Source organism: Bdellovibrio sp. HCB117 (assembly GCF_047305915.1).
Lineage (GTDB): Bacteria > Bdellovibrionota > Bdellovibrionia > Bdellovibrionales > Bdellovibrionaceae > Bdellovibrio > Bdellovibrio bacteriovorus_B.
On record NZ_CP178622.1, the window covers coordinates 3,527,330 to 3,546,860 of the forward strand.

At 45.3% G+C, this 19,531-nt stretch carries 19 protein-coding genes and 1 tRNA gene; 11 read left to right on the top strand and 9 right to left on the bottom strand.

All coding sequences use genetic code 11. The annotated features are described in order from the left end of the window. Window positions 1-14: 14 nt before the first annotated feature. From dnaX to ACLWBD_RS16740, 7 genes are all read left to right on the top strand, one after another. Complete coding sequence (gene dnaX, locus ACLWBD_RS16710; RefSeq protein WP_413569047.1) at window positions 15-1,796, top strand: DNA polymerase III subunit gamma/tau; 1,782 nt, start codon at window positions 15-17, stop codon at window positions 1,794-1,796. A 1-nt stretch (window position 1,797) separates the two neighbouring features. Then, window positions 1,798-2,121: a YbaB/EbfC family nucleoid-associated protein gene (locus tag ACLWBD_RS16715; RefSeq protein ID WP_063205480.1), complete on the top strand. Its 324-nt coding sequence runs from the start codon at window positions 1,798-1,800 to the stop codon at window positions 2,119-2,121. Window positions 2,122-2,124: 3 nt separating this feature from the next. Then, complete coding sequence (gene recR / locus ACLWBD_RS16720; protein WP_063205481.1) at window positions 2,125-2,739, top strand: recombination mediator RecR; 615 nt, start codon at window positions 2,125-2,127, stop codon at window positions 2,737-2,739. After that, window positions 2,739-3,332, top strand: a complete 594-nt coding sequence (locus ACLWBD_RS16725; RefSeq protein ID WP_063205482.1) for a GTP-binding protein — start codon at window positions 2,739-2,741, stop codon at window positions 3,330-3,332. Before recR ends, ACLWBD_RS16725 begins: the two co-directional genes overlap by 1 nt. A 326-nt stretch (window positions 3,333-3,658) precedes the next feature. After that, complete coding sequence (gene nadA, locus ACLWBD_RS16730) at window positions 3,659-4,624, top strand: quinolinate synthase NadA (RefSeq protein WP_063205483.1); 966 nt, start codon at window positions 3,659-3,661, stop codon at window positions 4,622-4,624. Between the two features lie 23 nt (window positions 4,625-4,647). Further along, a complete protein-coding gene (locus ACLWBD_RS16735) occupies window positions 4,648-5,178 on the top strand; it encodes a hypothetical protein (RefSeq protein ID WP_413569048.1) in 531 nt (176 codons plus the stop codon). Between the two features lie 66 nt (window positions 5,179-5,244). Continuing rightward, window positions 5,245-5,637 carry a hypothetical protein gene (locus ACLWBD_RS16740; protein WP_413569049.1) on the top strand — a complete coding sequence of 131 codons (393 nt, stop codon included), beginning with the start codon at window positions 5,245-5,247 and terminating at the stop codon, window positions 5,635-5,637. A gap of 129 nt (window positions 5,638-5,766) precedes the next feature. Here the strand turns inward: ACLWBD_RS16740 and ACLWBD_RS16745 are convergent, their stop codons facing one another. Both ACLWBD_RS16745 and ACLWBD_RS16750 read right to left on the bottom strand, forming a co-directional pair. Beyond that, entirely contained in the window at window positions 5,767-6,402 is a 636-nt protein-coding gene (locus ACLWBD_RS16745) for a hypothetical protein (RefSeq protein ID WP_063205486.1), read from the bottom strand. 102 nt (window positions 6,403-6,504) lie between these two features. Then, window positions 6,505-7,245 carry a L,D-transpeptidase gene (locus ACLWBD_RS16750; RefSeq protein WP_063205487.1) on the bottom strand — a complete coding sequence of 247 codons (741 nt, stop codon included), beginning with the start codon at window positions 7,243-7,245 and terminating at the stop codon, window positions 6,505-6,507. Between the two features lie 255 nt (window positions 7,246-7,500). Here ACLWBD_RS16750 and ACLWBD_RS16755 point away from each other — a divergent pair, with 255 nt between their 5' ends. After that, the gene (locus tag ACLWBD_RS16755; RefSeq protein WP_413569050.1) at window positions 7,501-8,715 is read left to right on the top strand and encodes a hypothetical protein; all 1,215 of its coding nucleotides are present in this window, start codon (window positions 7,501-7,503) and stop codon (window positions 8,713-8,715) included. An 85-nt stretch (window positions 8,716-8,800) separates the two neighbouring features. Here the strand turns inward: ACLWBD_RS16755 and ACLWBD_RS16760 are convergent. The 3 genes from ACLWBD_RS16760 to ACLWBD_RS16770 all read right to left on the bottom strand — a co-directional run bounded on the left by ACLWBD_RS16760 (window position 8,801) and on the right by ACLWBD_RS16770 (window position 10,633). Further along, window positions 8,801-8,876, bottom strand: a tRNA-Val gene (locus ACLWBD_RS16760). Between the two features lie 65 nt (window positions 8,877-8,941). Continuing rightward, window positions 8,942-9,520, bottom strand: coding sequence for a hypothetical protein (locus tag ACLWBD_RS16765; RefSeq protein ID WP_063205493.1), 579 nt, complete (start codon window positions 9,518-9,520; stop codon window positions 8,942-8,944). Window positions 9,521-9,529: 9 nt separating this feature from the next. Further along, complete coding sequence (locus tag ACLWBD_RS16770) at window positions 9,530-10,633, bottom strand: helix-turn-helix domain-containing protein (protein ID WP_063205494.1); 1,104 nt, start codon at window positions 10,631-10,633, stop codon at window positions 9,530-9,532. A gap of 355 nt (window positions 10,634-10,988) precedes the next feature. Between ACLWBD_RS16770 and ACLWBD_RS16775 the strand changes: the two genes are divergently transcribed. Continuing rightward, window positions 10,989-12,341, top strand: a complete 1,353-nt coding sequence (locus ACLWBD_RS16775) for an SUMF1/EgtB/PvdO family nonheme iron enzyme (protein ID WP_413569051.1) — start codon at window positions 10,989-10,991, stop codon at window positions 12,339-12,341. Window positions 12,342-12,483: 142 nt separating this feature from the next. Here the strand turns inward: ACLWBD_RS16775 and lon are convergent, their stop codons facing one another. Further along, window positions 12,484-14,988 (bottom strand): endopeptidase La, encoded by a 2,505-nt coding sequence (gene lon, locus ACLWBD_RS16780; protein WP_413569052.1) that lies wholly within the window; start codon window positions 14,986-14,988, stop codon window positions 12,484-12,486. 406 nt (window positions 14,989-15,394) lie between these two features. Here lon and ACLWBD_RS16785 point away from each other — a divergent pair, with 406 nt between their 5' ends. Further along, window positions 15,395-16,846, top strand: coding sequence for an ATP-binding protein (locus ACLWBD_RS16785; protein WP_413569053.1), 1,452 nt, complete (start codon window positions 15,395-15,397; stop codon window positions 16,844-16,846). After that, window positions 16,846-17,238 carry a response regulator gene (locus ACLWBD_RS16790; protein WP_413569054.1) on the top strand — a complete coding sequence of 131 codons (393 nt, stop codon included), beginning with the start codon at window positions 16,846-16,848 and terminating at the stop codon, window positions 17,236-17,238. The genes ACLWBD_RS16785 and ACLWBD_RS16790 overlap by 1 nt, the downstream gene beginning before the upstream one ends. Window positions 17,239-17,292: 54 nt before the next feature. Here the strand turns inward: ACLWBD_RS16790 and ACLWBD_RS16795 are convergent, their stop codons facing one another. The 3 genes from ACLWBD_RS16795 to ACLWBD_RS16805 all read right to left on the bottom strand — a co-directional run bounded on the left by ACLWBD_RS16795 (window position 17,293) and on the right by ACLWBD_RS16805 (window position 19,525). Beyond that, entirely contained in the window at window positions 17,293-17,715 is a 423-nt protein-coding gene (locus ACLWBD_RS16795; protein ID WP_413569055.1) for a cysteine rich repeat-containing protein, read from the bottom strand. Between the two features lie 151 nt (window positions 17,716-17,866). Beyond that, window positions 17,867-18,958, bottom strand: coding sequence for a hypothetical protein (locus ACLWBD_RS16800; protein ID WP_413569056.1), 1,092 nt, complete (start codon window positions 18,956-18,958; stop codon window positions 17,867-17,869). Continuing rightward, entirely contained in the window at window positions 18,959-19,525 is a 567-nt protein-coding gene (locus ACLWBD_RS16805) for a YceI family protein (RefSeq protein ID WP_413569057.1), read from the bottom strand. It abuts the gene before it with no gap. Window positions 19,526-19,531 lie beyond the last annotated feature (6 nt).

Here is a 19,531-nt window from a genome sequence, read left to right on the forward strand (position 1 = left end):
TTGAGGGGTGTGTTTTGTCTTATCAGGTGATTGCACGCAAATGGCGTCCACAATCTTTCACTGACGTTGTCGGGCAAAACCATATTACCCAAACTCTGACGAATGCTCTGAACAATGGCCGTCTGCCTCACGCACTTTTATTCACAGGTCCTCGCGGTACGGGAAAAACTTCTTCCGCGCGTATTTTAGCGAAAGCTTTACGCTGCCCGAATGCCGTGGGTTTTGTTCCTTGTAACAACTGTGATTCGTGTAAAGAAATCGCTTCCGGTTCCAGCGTCGACGTTATGGAAATCGACGGAGCTTCGAACAACGGTGTCGATGCCATCCGTGAACTTCGCGATACTGTGGCTTTCATGCCTTCCAGTGGAAAATACAAAATCTACATCATCGACGAAGTGCACATGCTTTCCACAAGTGCCTTCAACGCCCTTCTAAAAACTTTGGAAGAGCCGCCTTCACACGTGATCTTCATCATGGCGACAACCGAGGTTCACAAAATCCCACAAACGATTTTGTCTCGCTGCCAACGCTTTGATTTTAGAAGAATCAGCACTCGTCAAATCACGGAAAGATTGAAAATGATCTGTGATGCAGATGGAGTTTCGGCTGAAGAGGAAGCTCTGTGGGTGATTGCTCGTCAGGGTGATGGCTCCATGCGTGACTCACAAAGTTTGCTGGATCAAGTGATCACGTTTGCCAACGGCCCTTTGACTCGCGCTAATGTGGTGGAAATTTTAGGTTTAACCGATCGCACATTGTTGTTTGAAGCTGTGAACGCTTTGATCGACAGAAACTCTCAAGCCATTTTAAGTGTGTTAGAGAAAATTTCTGCTGCCGGATTTGAACCGCATTTATTCTCTCAAGACTTGCTTGAAACAATCCGCAACTTGCTTTTGGTGAAAGTCTCCCAAGCGCAAGCCGCGCAAATGTTAGAAATGCCTGAGTCAGAAATCCAAACTTTGAACGAAATGTCGCAACGACTTTCTGAAGAAGACATTCACATGCTCTTCGACATGGCGTTAAAGGGTGGCAATGATATTCCTCGCGCTCAGGATCCAAGAATTGTTTTAGAAGTTACTTTGTTAAGAATGGCGTCTGCGCCGAAGTTGGTGGACCTGAAGACTCTGTTGCAAAATGGTGTTCCCACCTCTCACAGCGCAGGTGGGGCCAGGCCCTACACTCCGCCGGTAACTCCCCCTGCAAAAGGTCACGATCGTTTAGCTGAAGCGCAAAAAGTTGCTGAAGTTCCAAAAGGCATCGATGCAATGAAAGCCGCTTTGGAGAAAGCTAAGACGACGCACGTGAAAGCGGAAGCGGCGGCGAAACCTGCGGCCCCGGTAACGAAAAGTGCAGAACCTGTTAAGAAAATGGCTGCGGGAAATACACCTGCAGATAAGTGGGTCGATTTTGTCGATCTGATTCGTCAGGATGATGCCCTGTTTGCAGCGAAGGTGGAAAACCTGCTTTTCTCGAAGGAAGAGGGCAAGCTTTTAACCTTGGGAGTTCCTCCGAAGCTTACGTTCTTGAAAGAGCAAATGGCTGACACTCAGGTGCGTAAAAAACTGCAAGGATTTATTGATTCGTACTGGGGTGCTGGGTATTCTTTTGAAGTTATTATGGGTCGTGATCAAACCGGAGAATCCGCTTCGTCTTTGCAGCAGAAAAAGCAGCAAATGGCCGAAGAAGATCTTCGCAATAAGATCGCAGAAAATCCGATGGTGAAAGCCGCCCAGGATGTTTTCAAAGGGCAGATTAAATCCATCGTAGACACGAAGCGCGACGGCGCAGGGAGATAGTATGAAAGGCATGCAAGGCGGAATGGCTCAGCTCATGAAGCAAGCCAATCAAATGCAAATGAAAATGAAAAAAGCCCAAGAAGAGCTTGCGAAAAAAGAATACGAAGCAACTTCTGGCGGTGGCGCAGTTAAAGTAAAAGTAAACGGCGACCACATGATCACTGCATTGACTATCGATGCTGAAGTTCTAAAAGCCGGCGACGTAGAAATGCTTCAAGACATGATCTTGTCTGCAACTAACGAAGCTATCAAAACTGCGAAAGATACATCTTCAAAAGAGATGGAAAAAATCACTGGCGGTTTGAATATCCCAGGAATGTTTTAATTAATGCTACACATTGGTGCTTTAGAAAAATTAGTCCATGAATTGAGCCGTCTTCCCGGTATCGGGCCGAAGACTGCTCAGCGCTTGGCTTATTTTATTCTAAAGACCAATAATGACTTCCCCGAGCGTTTAAGCGAAGCGCTTTTGCGCGTGAAAGCGGAAGTTCATGAATGCCCTCGCTGCTTCAACTACACGGACACGGATCTTTGCCGTTTTTGCGAAGATCCTCACCGCTCTGATGAATCTATCTGCGTGGTTGAAGAACCTGCTGACATTGTTCGTATCGAATCTTCCGGTGCTTTCCGTGGTCGCTACCATGTTTTGCATGGTGCGATTTCTCCTCTAGAAGGCATCGGTCCTCAAGATCTGAAAATCAAAGAATTAGTTGAACGTGTGGAAGCTGGTTTAAGTGGCCAGGGTCCCGTCATCAAGGAAATCATCCTCGCATTGGATGCCGATCTTGAGGGCGACACGACGATTTTGTACCTAGCTAAGCACCTTCAGGGCAAAGGTTTGAAACTTTCTCGCATTGCCCATGGAGTTCCTATTGGCAGCGACATCGATTTCATAGATGATAGAACTATGGGTCGTGCCCTGCAAAATAGAGTGGAGCTGTAATGTCCTTTATTAACTACAATGCTAAAGAAATTCACTGCAAGGTGGTCTATTACGGTCCTTCATTGGGCGGTAAGACGACGAATATTCAGTGGGTTTATCAAAAAACGGCGGAGGATCAAAAATCCAAGCTCGTAGCATTGAATACAGACATTGAGCGCACTCTGTTCTTCGACTTCTTGCCTTTGAACGTTGGTGATATTCGTGGCTTTAAGACGCGTTTTCATCTTTACACCGTTCCTGGCCAAGTGGTGTACGATGCTTCTCGTAAATTGATCCTAAAAGGTTTGGATGGCGTTATTTTCGTCGCCGACTCGCAAATCGAGCGTATGGACGAAAACTTGGAATCTCTTCGCAATTTAGAGCGAAACTTGGAACAACAAGGCTACGACATCCGCGAAATCCCTTTGATCATGCAATATAACAAGCGTGATCTTCCTAATGTGGCCTCTTTGGCTGAACTTCGAAGTGCTTTGAATCCTTATAATGCGCCAGAAATCGAAGGCTGCGCATCTGAGGGCAAAGGCGTTTTTGAGTCTTTGAAGACGGTTTCTAAGTCTATTATCAACGTCCTCAAAGGCGGAACGACTTTATAACGATCGACCGGCTTCTGGGATGGAGGGGAAATAGCTTCCTTTCCCTCGGACAGTCCTCGCTCGTTGTTTTCTCCTGCTTTTCACGTCGTATTAAACCTCGCTGCGGAACTCGGTGCAGGAAGCTATTTCCCCTCCATCCCAGAAGCCTCAATCGTTCTAAACTCTCGTGTTTTGGTAGTTAATTTCGCTTTAGCAACGGCTTCAACTCTGGTTGCCTTTTTCCCTGTCAGGTTACGGTGTGTTTGGGCTGGTCAAAAGGGTTGGATGGCAGTATATGAGGGCTGTTGTTGGTCAATTGGGTTACAATTGGGGCCCGAGGTTTTTTTATGTCTTATGATATCGTGGCTGATATTCAGCGTTTAAAAAAAGAGAAGAATGCCGTTATTTTGGCTCACTATTATGAAGATGGTGATATTCAGGATGTGGCTGATTATGTTGGCGACAGTTTTTATTTGGCTAAGATGGGGCAACAGGTTCAGCAGGATGTGATTCTTTTGGCTGGTGTTGTTTTCATGGCTGAAAGTGTGAAGATTTTAAATCCTACGAAGACAGTTCTTGTTCCTGATATGGAAGCCAGTTGTTCTTTGGTGAAGGGTGCTCCTTACGATAAGTACTTGGCTTGGCGTCGTCAGCATCCGGATGGGATTGCGGTTACTTACATCAACTCTTCCGCAGAAGTGAAATCTATTTCTGATGTGATTATCACTTCTTCAAATGCTCAGCAGATTGTTGAGTCGATTCCTCAAGATCGCAAAATTCTTTTTGGACCTGATCAACACTTGGGTCGTTGGTTGTCTAAGAAATTGAATCGTCAGTTCGAATACTGGAATGGCGCTTGTGAAGTGCATGTTCTTTTCAATGCGAAAAGATTGGTCGAGCTTATTGCTCAACATCCAGATGCAGTTGTTATCGCGCACCCTGAGTGTGACGAGTCTGTTCTGCAGTATGCTTCGGTGATTGGTTCGACTTCCCGCTTGCTTGAAGAAGTTGAAAAAAATCCGGCGAAGAAATTTATCGTTGCAACAGAGACAGGCATTTTCCATCAGATGCAGAAGAAGCGTCCTGACGTTGAGTTAATCCAGGCTCCGGTTCTGGATTCTGGCTGTTCTTGCAACAACTGCCCTTACATGAAGATGAACTCGATGGAGAAGATCAAGTACGCGCTTGAGACCTTCAAGCCGCAAGTTCACCTAAATGAAGAGTTGCGTTTGAAAGCTAAGACGTCTTTAGATCGCATGATGGATATCACTAGCGGTAAAGAAGTTTCTTGGCCGAAAGAATTTACGGTTTAATTTATTAAAAGGGACTCGAAGTCATGACACTTTCTGAAAGCGTTATCGAGTCCTTAAAAAAGCACCTTCCCTGCTCTGATCTTGAAGTGCTTATGCACACTGAGTGGGGAAGTAAAAATCCTGAAAATCGCCCCCTGATTCGTAGCGAACTCTTGAAAGCCCTAAACGGCCGCTGTCTATACACTTCTATTTCTCATTGTCCTGATCTTGGTGTTGCGGTGATTGCGCCTTCTTCGATCGGTGTTGATGTTGAAGTTCGTGAGCGTGTGACGGCTCCGGTGATGGCCCGCATTTCTAAAGAGGAAGAGATGTTGGTCGCCCCCAGTCTTTCTTCTTTGTGGTGCGCAAAGGAAGCTGCTTTTAAAGCGCTTCGCCCCTATGAACAGCCCTCGGTCCTTTCGAAAATTTCTATAGGGGACTGGCAAAATATTGATTCTCAGATTGAGACATATCGACTCATAAATGCTTCAGAGTTTAATTCTCCCTCTGAAAACAGGGGTGTTATCATTCACTCCGCAACACACACGTTCAGCTTTTTTCTTTTTTACTCTTAACTTTGGTCTGGTCCTGCCGAAGAGTTTATTACAGATGTTAATGTACTCGTTCGAAGGCAGGTAAATATGGGAAGTGCAAAATACAATCGTAGAGTGGCTCCAAGGAAAGAAGTCTCTCCCATTCACATTTCGTATCTAACATCACTGGATGATTTCGCAAAGATCGCGAAAAACTGCGAGATCGTAGAAGCTTCTTCAACAGGACTTCTGTTGTTGATTAAGCGTGACGATTTGATTCCAACGGCTCTTCGCAAGAATTTGACCTTGGATGTTCTGATTGGCGACCGCGTTTTCATGCACCTTGAAGAAATGAACTTAGAAATTTCTGGTGTGATTACTCGCACGCAGCTTCTAGGTAAAAAAGGTTTCTACGTAGCCGTAGATTATAGTGAAGAAGCTCCAGAGTACTGGAGAGAGTGCTTGATGGATCTATTGCCTAAGCCAGGTGAATTGGACTAGTCGCTTTTTAAATTCTTTCGTTAATAAAAAAGCCTGCGGTAAAAACGCAGGCTTTTTTATTTTCAACCAAAAGTCCCCTGGCACCTTTTGGTTTTAATGCACCGTAGACCCAAAAAAGAAGCAGGCACCTTAAAGATCGGTGAATGGTGGGAGGCCGATTTCTGAGACTAGCACTACGGAATAGTGTGGTGGCAGGAACCAGCTGATGGCTTCGGCGATGCCTTGGTGTTCTTTGGTTGGTGGGTTTCCTAGGGATTCTAGAGAGAATGCTAGGTCGTAGTGTTTGCGGTCCGTGCTCATTACGAGGATACGCGGGCGCAGCACGGCTTGGTCGCGGAAGAAGTCTTTTAAGATGTTGCGCACGTATTGTGGAAGGTATTGCGGACTTGGTGGGCCAGCGTGCAGCTTTTGACCTGTTGGCATTTCTACGGTGCCGACGATGGATTCGTCAGCAGATTGGTAGAACAAACCTGTCTCTTTGAAATTCCACAGCATGCCGTAGGTGAACACGTAGTCAGGATAGTTTTTGCGAGGGTTCACGGCAATACCGACACCCTTCATCGCAGACCATTGCATGACTTTGTTCGCATTTTCGGTCGCATCTTCGCCTGTCTCGACCAAAAGATACGGCCAGCCATCGGGACCTTTTTGAGGAGCTTCATGCAGAAGCTTTACGTTTCCTTGAGTGATCGCCATGAAAAAATCGATTTCCCATTTATGATCGCGTTGCTCATCTGGGACATTTACCAACTCAAGAAGACTCATTTTAAACTCCTAAAACCCTGGGCCTAAAAATAAAAAAGGCCGGGTGAACCAGCCTTTTTTTATGACCATTTATTGAAGGGGTCAAGACGAGGACCGTCGGGATTAGTATTCCTCTACGATCACGATGGTTTTATAGCCACGCTCGTATCTAACTTCGCCGTATTTATCCACTAAAGGACGGCCAGAGCGTGTATCAAGAACTGGAACTTGGCCTTTATCTGCTGCCAAAACTGAGGAATAGATCGTGTAGATGTGGTTCTTGTGAACGCGCACGCAACCAGAAGAAGCACGTTTACCTAACATCGCTTCACCCGCAGCTTCACCGCCAGAAAGATCTGGTGGTACTTGGTGAACAGCCAAACCGCGTTTTTCATTGAAGAACATTGCGTAAGGCATTTTGAATTTGCTTTCGCCAGAACGGTAGTTGGCGTTTTCAACGCGCTTGATTGTGTAGAAACCACGAGTTGTGTGTCTCCAGTGAGACTCTGTAGAACCTTTGAAGATTTTATTGATCACGCCACGGATCGGAGTGATGTACTCTAGATCTTCGCGACCTGTAGATACTTTTGTTTTCAGCATCAACTGACGGTTTGTGTAAAGGCGAAGAGACTGTGCCATCGGGCCGCTAGCCGCTTTGTTGATCACGATCACGTTTGTGTATTGGTTCAAGTAAGTTTCGCCACGGAAGTAAGCTTCTTCGTCGAAAAGTTGACCGCGAGGAGCTTCGTAGCTGTCTTCGACCATCAAACGGCGTTCAGCTTCGTTACGAGATTGTGCGAACGAGTTTACAGAAAATAGAGTCGCAAGTAACAACAACGAGAAAATCGTCAAAAGGCCCTTCATGAATTCTCCCCATCAAAGTTGGCAAAGATTAAGATTTGTTAAAATCAATACCCCCGTGGTCTAACAAAAATTTTTCCAAGCGCGTACAAATTTTGGTCATCTTGTAACAAATCAGAGATTAGGAAAATAATTCCACATTTGACATAAGCCCTTCGTCAGCTCGTTTTAAATGACATCTGAATCAAATTTGCGCCCGTATCAAAGACTTCCTAAAATTTCATCAATATCTACGCGATCCCAAAAATGGAGTGTGAAATGAAGTTCGTTATGAAATTTCTTCCTGCCCTATTCGCAATCGTATCAATTGGATGTTCTGGTGGTGGAGGCGGAGGTTCTGATACTCCCGGCCAAAACTACAATAAGCTGAACCTAGGCGACGGACAGCTTGCCTCTCGCGTGATTGGGCAAGCCAACCTCACTTCGGACTCTTCGGGAACCACGCAAACAAAGTTGAAAACTCCCTATGGTTTGGATTTAGATCCTTATGGAGTATTAAGGGTCACCGAGTTTCTAAATAATCGCATTACGACCTTTGCGACCATTCATGCCAGCTCCGGCTCTGGCGCAGAATCCGTATTGGGTCAATCTAGCTTTACCAGTGGTGGAGCTAATGGTGGAGCCGGTGCCGGTCGCCCTGCTGCAAATACTTTATATCGCCCTACTTCCGCAAAAACCTTCGGAAGAAAACTCATCGTTGCCGACTCTTTCAATCACCGTGTGCTCATTTACAATTCGATTCCTACAACCGGGAATCCGAATGCGGACGTTGTTATTGGTTCGCTTGATTTTGTCACACCGATGCCAGGCGTGTGTGCCGCGAACACACTGCACTTTCCGTCGCATGTGACTGTGGTAAATGGAAAATTAATCATTACCGATAGTGGAAATCACCGCATCTTGATCTTTGATTCTGTGCCCATTGGAAACTTGCCTTCACCTTCGTTGGTGATTGGCCAACCGGACTTTACTACTTGTGATTCAACCACGATCAACGGTGCTACCGCCTCAAGACTTTATGGACCAACAAGTGTTTGGTCCGACGGTAAGAAGTTCGTCGTTGCGGATAGAGAAAATCATCGCGTGCTCATTTGGAATTCCTTTCCCACACAGAACGGCCAACCCGCAGATCTTGTTTTAGGTCAGCCTGACTTCGCTTCCAACACGGCGAACATTGGCGGGATTTCAGGAAGCAGCATGAATCTGCCGTTTTCGGTAAATTCAAATCCTTCGGGCCAGCTCTTTTTGTCTGAACAAGGAAATAATCGCGTGCTTATCTGGGACCGCTTTCCAACAAGTACGCAACAACCGGCAGATCGCGTGTTAGGGCAAAATAGCATGACGACGAATTCGGCACCGAATCCTCCGAACGCGGGCTCTATGGCGACTCCCGGAGAAGTGATCTTTGCGGAAAATAGTTTGATCGTCGCTGATTCGATGAACAATCGTGTTTTGATTTTTGATAGTAAATAGTGGGCGAAGCCGAAGTGCAAACAGCACAAATAAAAAAACCACCGTGGTCGGTGGTTTTTAGTGCGAGATAAATTTTGAAGAAAAATGGTAGGGAATGCCGGATTCGAACCGACGACATCCACCTTGTAAGGGTGGCGCTCTACCAACTGAGCTAATTCCCTATCGTCTCGAAGGACCATTTTGTAACAATGGTCCTTCTTAATAGCAATATCTTTTTTAACGTTTCTTACTTTTTTATATCTTCAAGGCAGACTTTTTGAGTCAAATGGGCAGAGATCTTCATAATTTGCATATGAACCATGCCTTCGATGCCTTTATTATCAAGCGCACCCATTGAAAGAACCATAACCGCCTCTGTCGGCATATCGCCTTTAAGAGGTGGGATCGTAAGATCCTGCAAGTCCTTCTCACTAAATGCTGACAATTGAACTCTGTAAGTCGCGCCCAATTTGCTTGTCATTTGAGCAAGCACTTTGTTGCTTCTTTCGATACCAACACCCGTCGCAAGGACACGGCAAGTATCGCCGTCGAATTGCTTCACTTGAAGCTGACGGATGCCCGTTGATTTTTGACGAACGACTTTCAAAGCAAAGTAAGAAGTGAAGTCCCCTTGCTCTACTTTCCATAAACCTTGAATATCAGACCATGGGAAAGGTTGAACCATTGCCCAAGGCCATGGAACCCAACGGTCATCGCCAGCCGGCATGATGTGTTCTTCTTCAGTCGTAGTCTCAGAGTAATTTGCAGCCGAAGCTGTAAATCCCATGAGTCCGATCATTGTTGCTAACAATAAGCTGCGTAACATGAATCCCCCCTAGTGCTCGAAATGAACTCGAGCCGCTTTATTCATGTAATAACCATTTTTGGCTCTAAAAATATATTTTGGTTTCTCGTAGTCCGGTTCAATTAATTTACGCAGACGTTTGATCGTGACGTAAATTTTATTGTCGTGGATTGCAGGATCGTACGGTTGCTTCCATACGTTTTCAACCAAGAATTCTTTTGAATAAATGTGACCTTGATTCTGAACAAACAGACGCAAAAGATCCAAAAGAATGAATTGGTTTTTGAAATCGATGCGTCCCAACTTTTTCTCAATAACTGAGTGGTTTGGTTCATCGAAAATAAGATCGAAGTTAGTTTGTGTCTCACCGCCGATTTTTTCCGCCAAAGCTTTCACCATACGGCCCAAGCGACGGTGATTTTCGGCATCGACGGATTTCTGAGCAAGAGTAATATATGTTCTTGCCATATCCTTATCGCCGATCTCGAAGTACGCATCAGCCAAACCACCCATGAGGTAGTTCGACATCACGACATTGCGAGTTTCCTTAACGATGTCATAAGCTTTCCAAAGTACTTCGATAGCTTCGTCGTACTTTTTCATTTGCTTTAAGATGTCCGCGTTCAAGAAAAGTGAAGACGCCTGAAGATCCGGCATTTGATACACTTGGAAGAACACTTGAAGATTGTAGATTTCTTTAAGCGCATCAGAGTGACGAGCGGTCGCCGGATGAGAATAAACCATCGCAAGACCGAAGATCGCGTGACAGATGTCTTCTTTATTGTCGGAAGCAAGACCGATAGCTAATGCTTTTTGCAAATAGTCCATCGCTGTCTCTAGTTGACCCTTATAAGAAGCGCACACTGCGAGTGTGTAGTATGTTTTGGAGTTAAGTTCGAAGCCTTCTTTAAGAACTAGATCTTGAAGTTTTTCTTTTGTTGAATTGATTTCTTCAAATTGCTCGCGCTCAGCAAAGATACGCAATAGCAAATTAAGGCACTTTAAGTATTGAGAGAAATTTTTCTCAGCAAAGTATCCTTTGGAAGCCTCTTGAAGATGCTCCACCGCCGGAGAAAACTCTCCGCGATCACAGTATAACTTGCCGAGCTCAAAGGCACGATCTAGTTGGTTCATAAGTTCCTAAAACTCCAAAACAAATTTCGAATTACTCGCAGGGATACAGGTTTTTACAGATTGTCAGGATTTCGTCAATGTAAGACGCAGACAGTTGCTCATTAAATGAGCAGGTTGAGAATTGATTTCAGGAATGTAATAGAACCCGCTTCCAGCGCGGGAGTTAACGCGCTGGGCTTGTGTCAGATTTGGTGATTTTTTCTTTGCCAAGATCGGAATCTTACTTTTGTTAGCCTCGATCATTGTCCAAACACACTGTTCCGAAAGTCCGAATTTTGCGAGGGAACACAAGAGAAATTCGTAAGCACGTCAAAAATCAGTGAAGATATTTTTAACTCCTAACAAAGGCTGATGAATGAAGACGGCTCGCTTGTGTCTGCTTGCGCTCACGCTAACAACTTTTCTTTCGGCGTGTTCGTCTTCTTCAGATGATAACACTTCTCCCACGGATAATTCTTCAACGGTGAAACCTCCAGTGACTTCGCCGTCGCCGTCGCCTTCTCCTTCTCCGAATCCTTCGCCAACGGATCCGAGCACTCCAACGCCGGAAGAGCCAACACCTATTCCAAGCCCAGCTCCAGGGCCGACTCCAGAAGAACCGACACCGACACCTGCACCACAGCCGGTGCCAAGTCCTGTACCAGCGCCAGAGCCAGAACCAAATCCTGCGCCGAACCCTTCGCCGTTGCCATCACCATCTCCAGCGCCAGAGCCTACACCTGCTCCGTCACCAGAACCTAGCCCAGGGCCGGTTCCAACGCCTCAGCCTTCGCCAGAGCCGGCTCCAGAACCGACGCCCACTCCGTCGCCAAGCCCTTCTCCGCAACCAGCACCGGAGCCGAGTCCTGCGCCATCACCAACACCAGTTCCGGAACCAAGTCCTGCTCCACAACCAGAGCCAACTCCAGCACCTCCGGTGGGAACGACCTGTCCTGTGAATTATGAGTACGTCAATGCGAACGCCATCGTTGGAACAAGTGCTTTCTGTCTAGCGAAGTTTGAAATGAAAAATGTGAACTCGATCGCGAAGACTCAAGCTGCGGGCAAACCTTGGCTTGCTGGAAAAGCGACGGCGACTGCGGCTTGCGCTGCTTTGGGATCCCAATATCGTTTGCCGACAAATGCCGAATGGAATGCGGCGGCCTTAGAGATTTATAACAACGCTGCCAACTGGTCGGGAAATGCGCACAAGACAGGAAGACTTTATACCGGATTTTATTCAGGCTGGACTGAGCCGATCGAAATTTCTGATATAACAAATCCATATTCGGGCACTGGAAAAACCAGCGGCTTTGAAAGAAGAACTTTTGTTCTTGCGAGTGGAAATGTGATTTGGGATTTTGCAGGGAATGCGTGGGAGTGGGTCAGCGATACAATCTATGGCAACTCGTACACGCCGGATCTTTCTAGTCCTTACGGACGCAGTTATCACAATAATAACTGGGACGTAAAACCTGGCTCAAAACAACTCTTCGACTTTACAGGAATGACATCGGTGCCGAAACAAGATGTTTACCTCGGTAATCTTTTTGGTGGAAGCAACGGAAAGGTCATTCGCGGAGGAGCGGTGTGTATTCACTCTCCGGGAACAACGGGCATCTTTACAGCGAATATCGGTGATATCACTGCCGATGACTTGCAAGCACCCGCTTCATGGAATCTACGCATGAATAACGTAGGCTTCCGCTGCGTGACCACCCCTCAATAATTTTTAGCGGGGGAAGATATCGTGGAACTTTTTAGTAAGATATCTTCCCCTCACCATTTCTTCAGATAAAAAAGAAAAGCAGGTACCAAAAAAAAGGGCCGGTATTTCTACCGACCCTTTTTAGTTAAATTGTTCTTTGATCTTAGTGATGATGGTGAACTGATTGGCCCGTGTATTGAGCTTTGATACCGAACTCAGTCTCTTTTTGAACTTTGAAAAGTTCTTTTGGAGTCTTGATGTCCAAAGCGTTGATCAATACTTGGTCCACGTGGTCTACCAAGATGACTTTCAAGTCTTTCATCACTTCCTTAGGGATGTCCTTAAGATCTTTTTCATTCTCTTTAGGACAGATGATGATCTTGATGCCACCGCGGTGAGCCGCAAGGATCTTTTCTTTCAAACCACCAATCGCCATCACGCGACCGCGAAGTGAAATCTCGCCCGTCATTGCCACGGTTCTTTTCACTGGAACTTTCATGATTGCCGAAACAATCGAAGTCGTCAGTGCGATACCTGCTGAAGGACCGTCTTTAGGAACAGCGCCTTCTGGCAAATGGATGTGCACGTCGATGTTAGAGAAGTACTCTTTATCCAAACCGAACAAAGGACCTCTTGAACGTACGTAGCTCATCGCTGCGGAACATGATTCTTTCATCACATCACCTAACTGACCTGTGACTGTGAATTTACCTTTACCAGGCACCACACTCACTTCGACAGCTAGAAGGTCACCGCCCACTTCCGTCCAAGCCATACCGTTCGTCAAACCGATCTCGTTTTCTGTCTCGATCACGCCGAACTTGAACTTGTGAGGACCCAACAAGTCGACCAGTTTTTGTGGTGTTACCACGTAACCGCCATTCTTGTTGGTCGTAGCGGATTTTTCTGTCGTTTTCGAAGCTTTCTTTGCAGAGCCTTTTTTAGCGGCCTTAGCACCTTCAGCTTTGAAGTTTTCAACAGTTTCACCCATCACGATTTCCTTAGCGACTTTACGGCACACATTGGCCATTTGTCTTTCTAAGTTACGGACGCCGGCTTCTTTCGTGTAATAACGAATGATGTCGCGGATCGTTTCGTCTTTGATCGTGACTTTATAATTTTTCAAACCATGGTTTTCCAATTGCTTAGGAACTAGGTAGTTCTTAGCAATGTGGAATTTTTCCTGCTCAATGTAACCTTCAAGATTGATGATCTCCATACGATCCAAAAGAGGTCTTGGGATTGTATGCAATGAGTTCGCTGTCGCGATAAACATCACTTTTGAAAGGTCGTATTCAAGCTCCAAGTAGTGATCTTGGAAGTTGTTGTTTTGCTCAGGATCCAAAACCTCAAGCATTGCGGCTGCTGGGTCACCACGGAAGTCATTCGCCATTTTGTCGATCTCATCGAGCAATACTAGCGGATTTCCTTTGTCCACTTTACGAAGTGCTTGAAGGATTTTACCTGGCATCGCACCTACGTAAGTTTTTCTGTGACCGCGGATCTCTGCTTCGTCACGCACGCCGCCTAAAGAGATACGCGCGAAAGGACGATTCAAAGACTCTGCAATCGATCTTGCAAGAGATGTCTTACCAACCCCTGGAGGACCTGCCAAACAAAGGATTGGACCCTTCATGTCTTTCGAAATCGAAAGAACGGCTAGGTATTCAAGGATACGGTCTTTAACTTTTTCCAAGCCCCAGTGATCGTCATCAAGGATGCGTTGAGCATTCTTAAGATCATGCTTCTCTTCATTGTAGTCATACCATGGAAGAGAAAGAACCCAGTCGATGTAGTTACGAACGACTGTGGCTTCCGCAGACATAGGTGACATCATTTTGAGCTTTTTAATCTCTTTCATGACCTTGTCTTTGGCTTCTTGGGACATTTTCTTAGCTTTAGTTTTTACTTCTAAATCCTGAAGCTCTGCTTGGTAATCGTCTTTTTCACCAAGTTCTTTTTGAATCGCCTGCATTTGCTCATTCAAATAGTACTCTTTTTGAGAGCGCTCCATTTGTTTCTTAACGCGAGTGCGGATCTTTTTCTCTACTTCAAGGATCTCGATTTCACCTGTCATTAGATTCAACAAGTGCTCAAGACGTTTTGAAGGATCAATGATCTCTAGAACGGCTTGCTTGTCTTCTAGTTTCAAGTTCAATTGAGCAACGATGATATCTGCCAACTCACCTGGATTCTCGATCGTAGATACACGCATCAAGATTTCTGGTGGGATGCGCTTATTCAGCTTCACGTAAGTTTCGAAAGTCGATTTTACGGAGCGAACAAGAGCTTGGGCTTCTACGATGTTTGTAGAATCTTCATCCAAGGCCTCACAAGAAACCATGAAGAAGTTGTCGTTGTTTACGAAATTCTTAATCTTTACACGACGTTTACCCTCAACTAGAACTTTCACAGTTCCATCTGGCAAACGAAGTAATTGGATGATTGTACCGACTGTACCGATTGCAAAGATATCTTTGGGCTCGGGATTGTTCGTCTTAGCATCTTTTTGTGCCGCCAGAACGATGTCAGTTTGTTTGCTCATCGCTTCTTCAAGAGCATTGATACTCTTTTCGCGACCTACAAACAAAGGCATCATCATATGCGGAAAAATGATGAGGTCTCTTAGGGGCAAAAGTGGTAGTTGTTGAACTTTTCCCTCGCTCATATATCTCCCTCCCTTGGGTTAACGAGCAGACTCGTTCTTCTCAGACTCGAGCCAAATCAACTTCGGTTAAAAATCCGTTTCAACCCAAGTTAGATTCCTGTACTCAGTCTAACTATGAGTACGATTACTGGGAAGTAAATATATTCGGAAAAAAAAGAGTTCTGGCCCTTGCCATATTTTTGTTTGCTTATTTATTGGGCATCATAAAAAAGGCTGATGTTAGCCGAAAAGTATTCTTATTTGTGTCGGATTTTGAGAATCTTTCCTAAATGTAATACCGTGCTATTCGATTTTCATGCCAATTTTCAATAAATTGTTCGATAAGTGCTCTGTGACACCCAGAGACTCCAGACGTTGGTTCCGCAGAAATTCTCTCTCTTTAAAGCTCCTCATTGCGACATGGGCCGTGAGCTCCTTTGCCACGTTGATTCTGACGGCTTTCCAGCTGATCATGGACTACCAACGAGACTTTGATAAACTACAAAACAACTTCGTGATCATCAAAAACTCCTACCTCGACTCGATGGCAGAACACTTGTGGTCCTATGACACAAGACTGTTAGAAATCCAGCTCGATGGACTTAGCCGTCTGCAGGGGGTTAGTTACCTTCGTCTTGTGGCAGACAACAAAACAATCTACGAGTCCGGAAAAACTGAGCCCACCGAAGAAAACCATAAACGGTTTGATATCTATCACAAAAACACGAATGAGATCCTGGGTACTCTTGATGTCGAGCTTGATGTCCGCAGCTTACGTCAAAAATATTTTGAAGAAGCGTTTCTAATCTTCATCCGTCAGGCAGCTAAAACTCTGGTGGTCGTATTCTGCTTGTACTTCATCTTCAATCGGATTCTTGTGGTTCACATCCAGCACATCGCTGATTACCTGAAAGGCATTGGCTTACGGGATAAACGCAGCCTTGAACTCAAGCGCCGTTCGCACAAAGGCGAAGACGAACTGGATGTTCTTGTCGATTCGATCAACCAATTCCGGACTGAGCGGTTGGCCGCCAACGAAAAGTTAGAAACGTTGAACGTAGCTCTTGAGCAAAAAGTGACTGATCGCACTCGCCAGCTAACAACGAAAAACGAAAGCCTTGAAAAGGCCATGCTGCAAATCAAGCGCATGCAAGCGACTTTGGTAGCGCAAGAGCGCTTAGCGTCTTTGGGAAGTCTGACTGCCAGCGTGGCGCACGAAATTCGCAATCCGCTCAACTTTGTTTTAAATTTCAGTGAGCTTCTAACGGACTCTGAAAATCTGGATGAGGTCAAAGAAGTTAGCCGTGTGATTCTAAAGCACAGTCAACGTATCGATCAGATCGTACGTTCTATGCAGATTCTTTCGGGTTACGACAGTGATGTGCTGGAAACCACGGACATCAACGAAGTGGTAAAACGGGCCTACCAAGATACTGTTTCTAATCGCGCTCTGGGTTCGGCTTATGTGCCGTCAAAGGTGAACTATCGCCTTGCCGACAGCATCATGGTGCCGGTGTATGCGACGTCTTTACTGCGCGCTTTGACGAACGTGATTGATAATGCCATTCACGCCTTGGAAAAGAAGGCTTTAGCGAACAAAAATTTCGAGCCCGAACTCACATTGGCAACTGCCGTTCGTGGGGACATGGTGGAAATCATCATTCGTGACAATGGCGTCGGTATTCCTGCCATCTTAGGCGAAAAGATTTTTGACCCATTTTTGACAACGAAGTCCGCAGGCGAAGGCGCGGGCTTGGGTCTTACTGTTGCATTTAATATTGCTCAAAAACACGGAGGCACTCTAAGATATACGAGTGAGTTTGGCCAATGGACGGAGTTCGTTATGGCCATCCCACTTGTACATGAAAGATTGACCTAATGATTCATATCGTGATCGTGGATGATGAGGCGGATACGCACCTTCTCTACAAACTAAAATTCAAAAAACTCTTCGCGACATTAGGCGAATTGAATCTCGTGTCCTTCTTGGGTGCTCAAGAATGTTTGGACTATTTAAAGCGCAAAGACATTCCTCACGTCGACCTTGTTTTATCCGACATCAACATGCCGGGAATGGACGGTTTTGAACTGCTTCAGAAGATTCATGAAATGGATCGCTCTATTCCGGTCTATATGGTCAGCGCTTACGAGTCCCCTGAATACCGAATTAAAGCCGACAGCCTTGGAGCTTCTCGATTCTTAAGCAAACCGGTCGACTTTCATCTTCTGATTGAAATGCTTCGCAAAGACCTTGCGATTTTACCCTCTTAAATTTTCTAAAGTGGAAAACGGTGTGGAAAACGAGCGGAGAATCCGCCCGTCATTTTATGGCCACTGACTTTGTAAAAGATTTTTTCTGTTCTGAAGTGAATTATCGATACCCACTTTGCAGGCGTTCGATAGGTCTGTCGTATGATCACGCAGACACTTGATAATGCGACCGCCACCTGCACTCACGTTATCACAGAATTTCAAAAGGTCGTTGTTACACGCCCCTTGAAGCTCTATCACCATTTCGTGCAGTTTTTTATTTCTTGCACGACACTCAGGTGAAAGTTTGTCTTTGTTTTCGTCTAAACATGTTAAAAAAGCTCCCCCGCCCGGCTCCGCATTCTGGCAATACTTTTGAAGGTCCGATACACACGGATCCAAAAGTGTTCGATTGTTTTGTGCTAATACTTCGATGGAAAAAATAAATCCCAGAGCTAAGGACAGAGTGAGCATGCCAGCAATGACTTGCTCCTTCATTGATCCCCCTTTTCCGAAATTGATCTTAAAAAAGGGTTCTTAGAGTATAAATAAGAAAGCAGACGCCGTGTCTTTATACAAACAGACTCTTAAAAAGATTTCGGCGTCGCAATTTTCAGAGGAGAAATCAGCGTTTTTGACCGATTTCTCGTTAAAAATAGTAATGTATCATTAAGTAGGCATAATCTTCGAAGTCGTCCCCGACAATTGAGATCTTCTTTTTTGTATACAAACCTTCAAACTCGAAATGCGGGCGCGGGTAAAATAAAAATCCGGGGCCGTAACTTTCGAATTTCGATTTGTCGTTACTAAAATCACTTTGCGAATACTCTTGCACGAATTGCGCGTGAATTCCTTTGTAAAACTCGTATCCATACTTCGAAAACTGGTAAAGTCCGTACTGAGTTCTTTGCGTCGTGGCTTGATGCCTGTTTTGATAATCAGCCTCTGCAAGAATAAAGAATCTTTCAGTGAATCCCAGAACGGCGTGAAGGCCAAGGATCTGTCTATTCTGAGTATCACTAGTACCCAACCAATAGCTTGCGCCGACACGATAGGAGTCGGCGATCGTGTAATTCAGCTGAGCGGTCATCGCTGTTTCCACCTCACTTACGGAGGCGCTTTTTACACTCTTAGAAACAGTAGAAACAAAATTCCATTTTTCACCACTCCACATGCCCTCTAAAGCATCGCGCTCAGTTCCCTGGTTAAATCCCAGGTTGGCTCTGGTCACCATAGTGTGTTGTGGGATGTTTAACCCAAAAACCGGAATAAAGCGGCCCGCACGCACTGTCAGCTCATCAAGTATTTGATACATTATGTAGTAGCGAGTTGCGATGGGTTCGACCTTCCAATCAGAATTCAGCTTTCCATAAAAGAGATCGACGGTCCATTTACCCACTGTCACCGCAAGTTCTATCCCCGCTTGCATGGGGATAGTTCGACCTTCCTTGACGTTCGCGGATTCATGATGAAACTGCAAAGCACGTACGTTACCACCCACCTGCAACCATTGATTGAGCTTTTCATTATCTAAAGCGCCATAGAAGGAACGCGCTTCCTTTTCCGTCCCCCATGTGGATAGAACTTCGCTAGAAATGGTTCGACCATAAGGCGTTAACAAGCCTCCCCCACTCGGAGAAAAGTGGCAGGCCGTACAGTTTACGTAATGATGACGAATCATTTCTGGAAAAGCATATGCCTTCGTCGCCAGCGAAATCGCAATTAAAAGTATTAATTTCATTTACTCCTCACGCGTGATGAATTCATTGATGAGGACCTGTACTTTCACGACGTCCGCCACTTTGATTCCCAGGTAAGACGGGATATCAATCTTGAAATCAGAAATTTTAATTTCAAATCGAGCTTCGGTTTTAAGTTTTTCCGAAATGCTTAAAGTTCCTTCCACTTCTTTTTCCACACCGTGCAGGTGAAGGAGTCCTTTGAATGGATGATCTTGAAGTTTTGCATTTTGCGGATTCCACGAAGAGGGCATAGAAAGATCTTTGATGATGAGCTTCGCTTGAGGATACTTTTTAACCTCAAGATATTTTTCCTTCATGTGTTCATTGCGAAGATCGATACCAGTATCTAAAGTCTCTAACGCGAAGTTCATCTCTCCTTGGACTTTTGAATCTGCTAAAGTCAAAATTCCACTTGGACCCGCCGCCTGCCCTTTAATCTTCATCATGCTGGGCTTGCCAATGGCTTCAAACTGAACAGAGCCTTGAGAAGGCACAGACTTCATTTCGATAGCAGCCAGGGCTGGCAGATTGAAAAGTGCGATTATAATGATGATGATTGATTTCATAAATCC

Coding starts and splice junctions, on each gene's coding strand:
- ACLWBD_RS16750 (WP_063205487.1), bottom strand. CDS start 7,245: ATGAAGGGCCTTTTGACGATTTTCTCGTTGTTGTTACTTGCGACTCTA.
- nadA (WP_063205483.1), top strand. CDS start 3,659: ATGTCTTATGATATCGTGGCTGATATTCAGCGTTTAAAAAAAGAGAAG.
- ACLWBD_RS16775 (WP_413569051.1), top strand. CDS start 10,989: ATGAAGACGGCTCGCTTGTGTCTGCTTGCGCTCACGCTAACAACTTTT.
- ACLWBD_RS16745 (WP_063205486.1), bottom strand. CDS start 6,402: ATGAGTCTTCTTGAGTTGGTAAATGTCCCAGATGAGCAACGCGATCAT.
- ACLWBD_RS16790 (WP_413569054.1), top strand. CDS start 16,846: ATGATTCATATCGTGATCGTGGATGATGAGGCGGATACGCACCTTCTC.
- ACLWBD_RS16795 (WP_413569055.1), bottom strand. CDS start 17,715: ATGAAGGAGCAAGTCATTGCTGGCATGCTCACTCTGTCCTTAGCTCTG.
- ACLWBD_RS16805 (WP_413569057.1), bottom strand. CDS start 19,525: ATGAAATCAATCATCATCATTATAATCGCACTTTTCAATCTGCCAGCC.
- ACLWBD_RS16770 (WP_063205494.1), bottom strand. CDS start 10,633: ATGAACCAACTAGATCGTGCCTTTGAGCTCGGCAAGTTATACTGTGAT.
- ACLWBD_RS16725 (WP_063205482.1), top strand. CDS start 2,739: ATGTCCTTTATTAACTACAATGCTAAAGAAATTCACTGCAAGGTGGTC.
- ACLWBD_RS16735 (WP_413569048.1), top strand. CDS start 4,648: ATGACACTTTCTGAAAGCGTTATCGAGTCCTTAAAAAAGCACCTTCCC.
- ACLWBD_RS16755 (WP_413569050.1), top strand. CDS start 7,501: ATGAAGTTCGTTATGAAATTTCTTCCTGCCCTATTCGCAATCGTATCA.
- ACLWBD_RS16765 (WP_063205493.1), bottom strand. CDS start 9,520: ATGTTACGCAGCTTATTGTTAGCAACAATGATCGGACTCATGGGATTT.
- ACLWBD_RS16800 (WP_413569056.1), bottom strand. CDS start 18,958: ATGAAATTAATACTTTTAATTGCGATTTCGCTGGCGACGAAGGCATAT.
- ACLWBD_RS16715 (WP_063205480.1), top strand. CDS start 1,798: ATGAAAGGCATGCAAGGCGGAATGGCTCAGCTCATGAAGCAAGCCAAT.
- recR (WP_063205481.1), top strand. CDS start 2,125: ATGCTACACATTGGTGCTTTAGAAAAATTAGTCCATGAATTGAGCCGT.
- ACLWBD_RS16740 (WP_413569049.1), top strand. CDS start 5,245: ATGGGAAGTGCAAAATACAATCGTAGAGTGGCTCCAAGGAAAGAAGTC.
- lon (WP_413569052.1), bottom strand. CDS start 14,988: ATGAGCGAGGGAAAAGTTCAACAACTACCACTTTTGCCCCTAAGAGAC.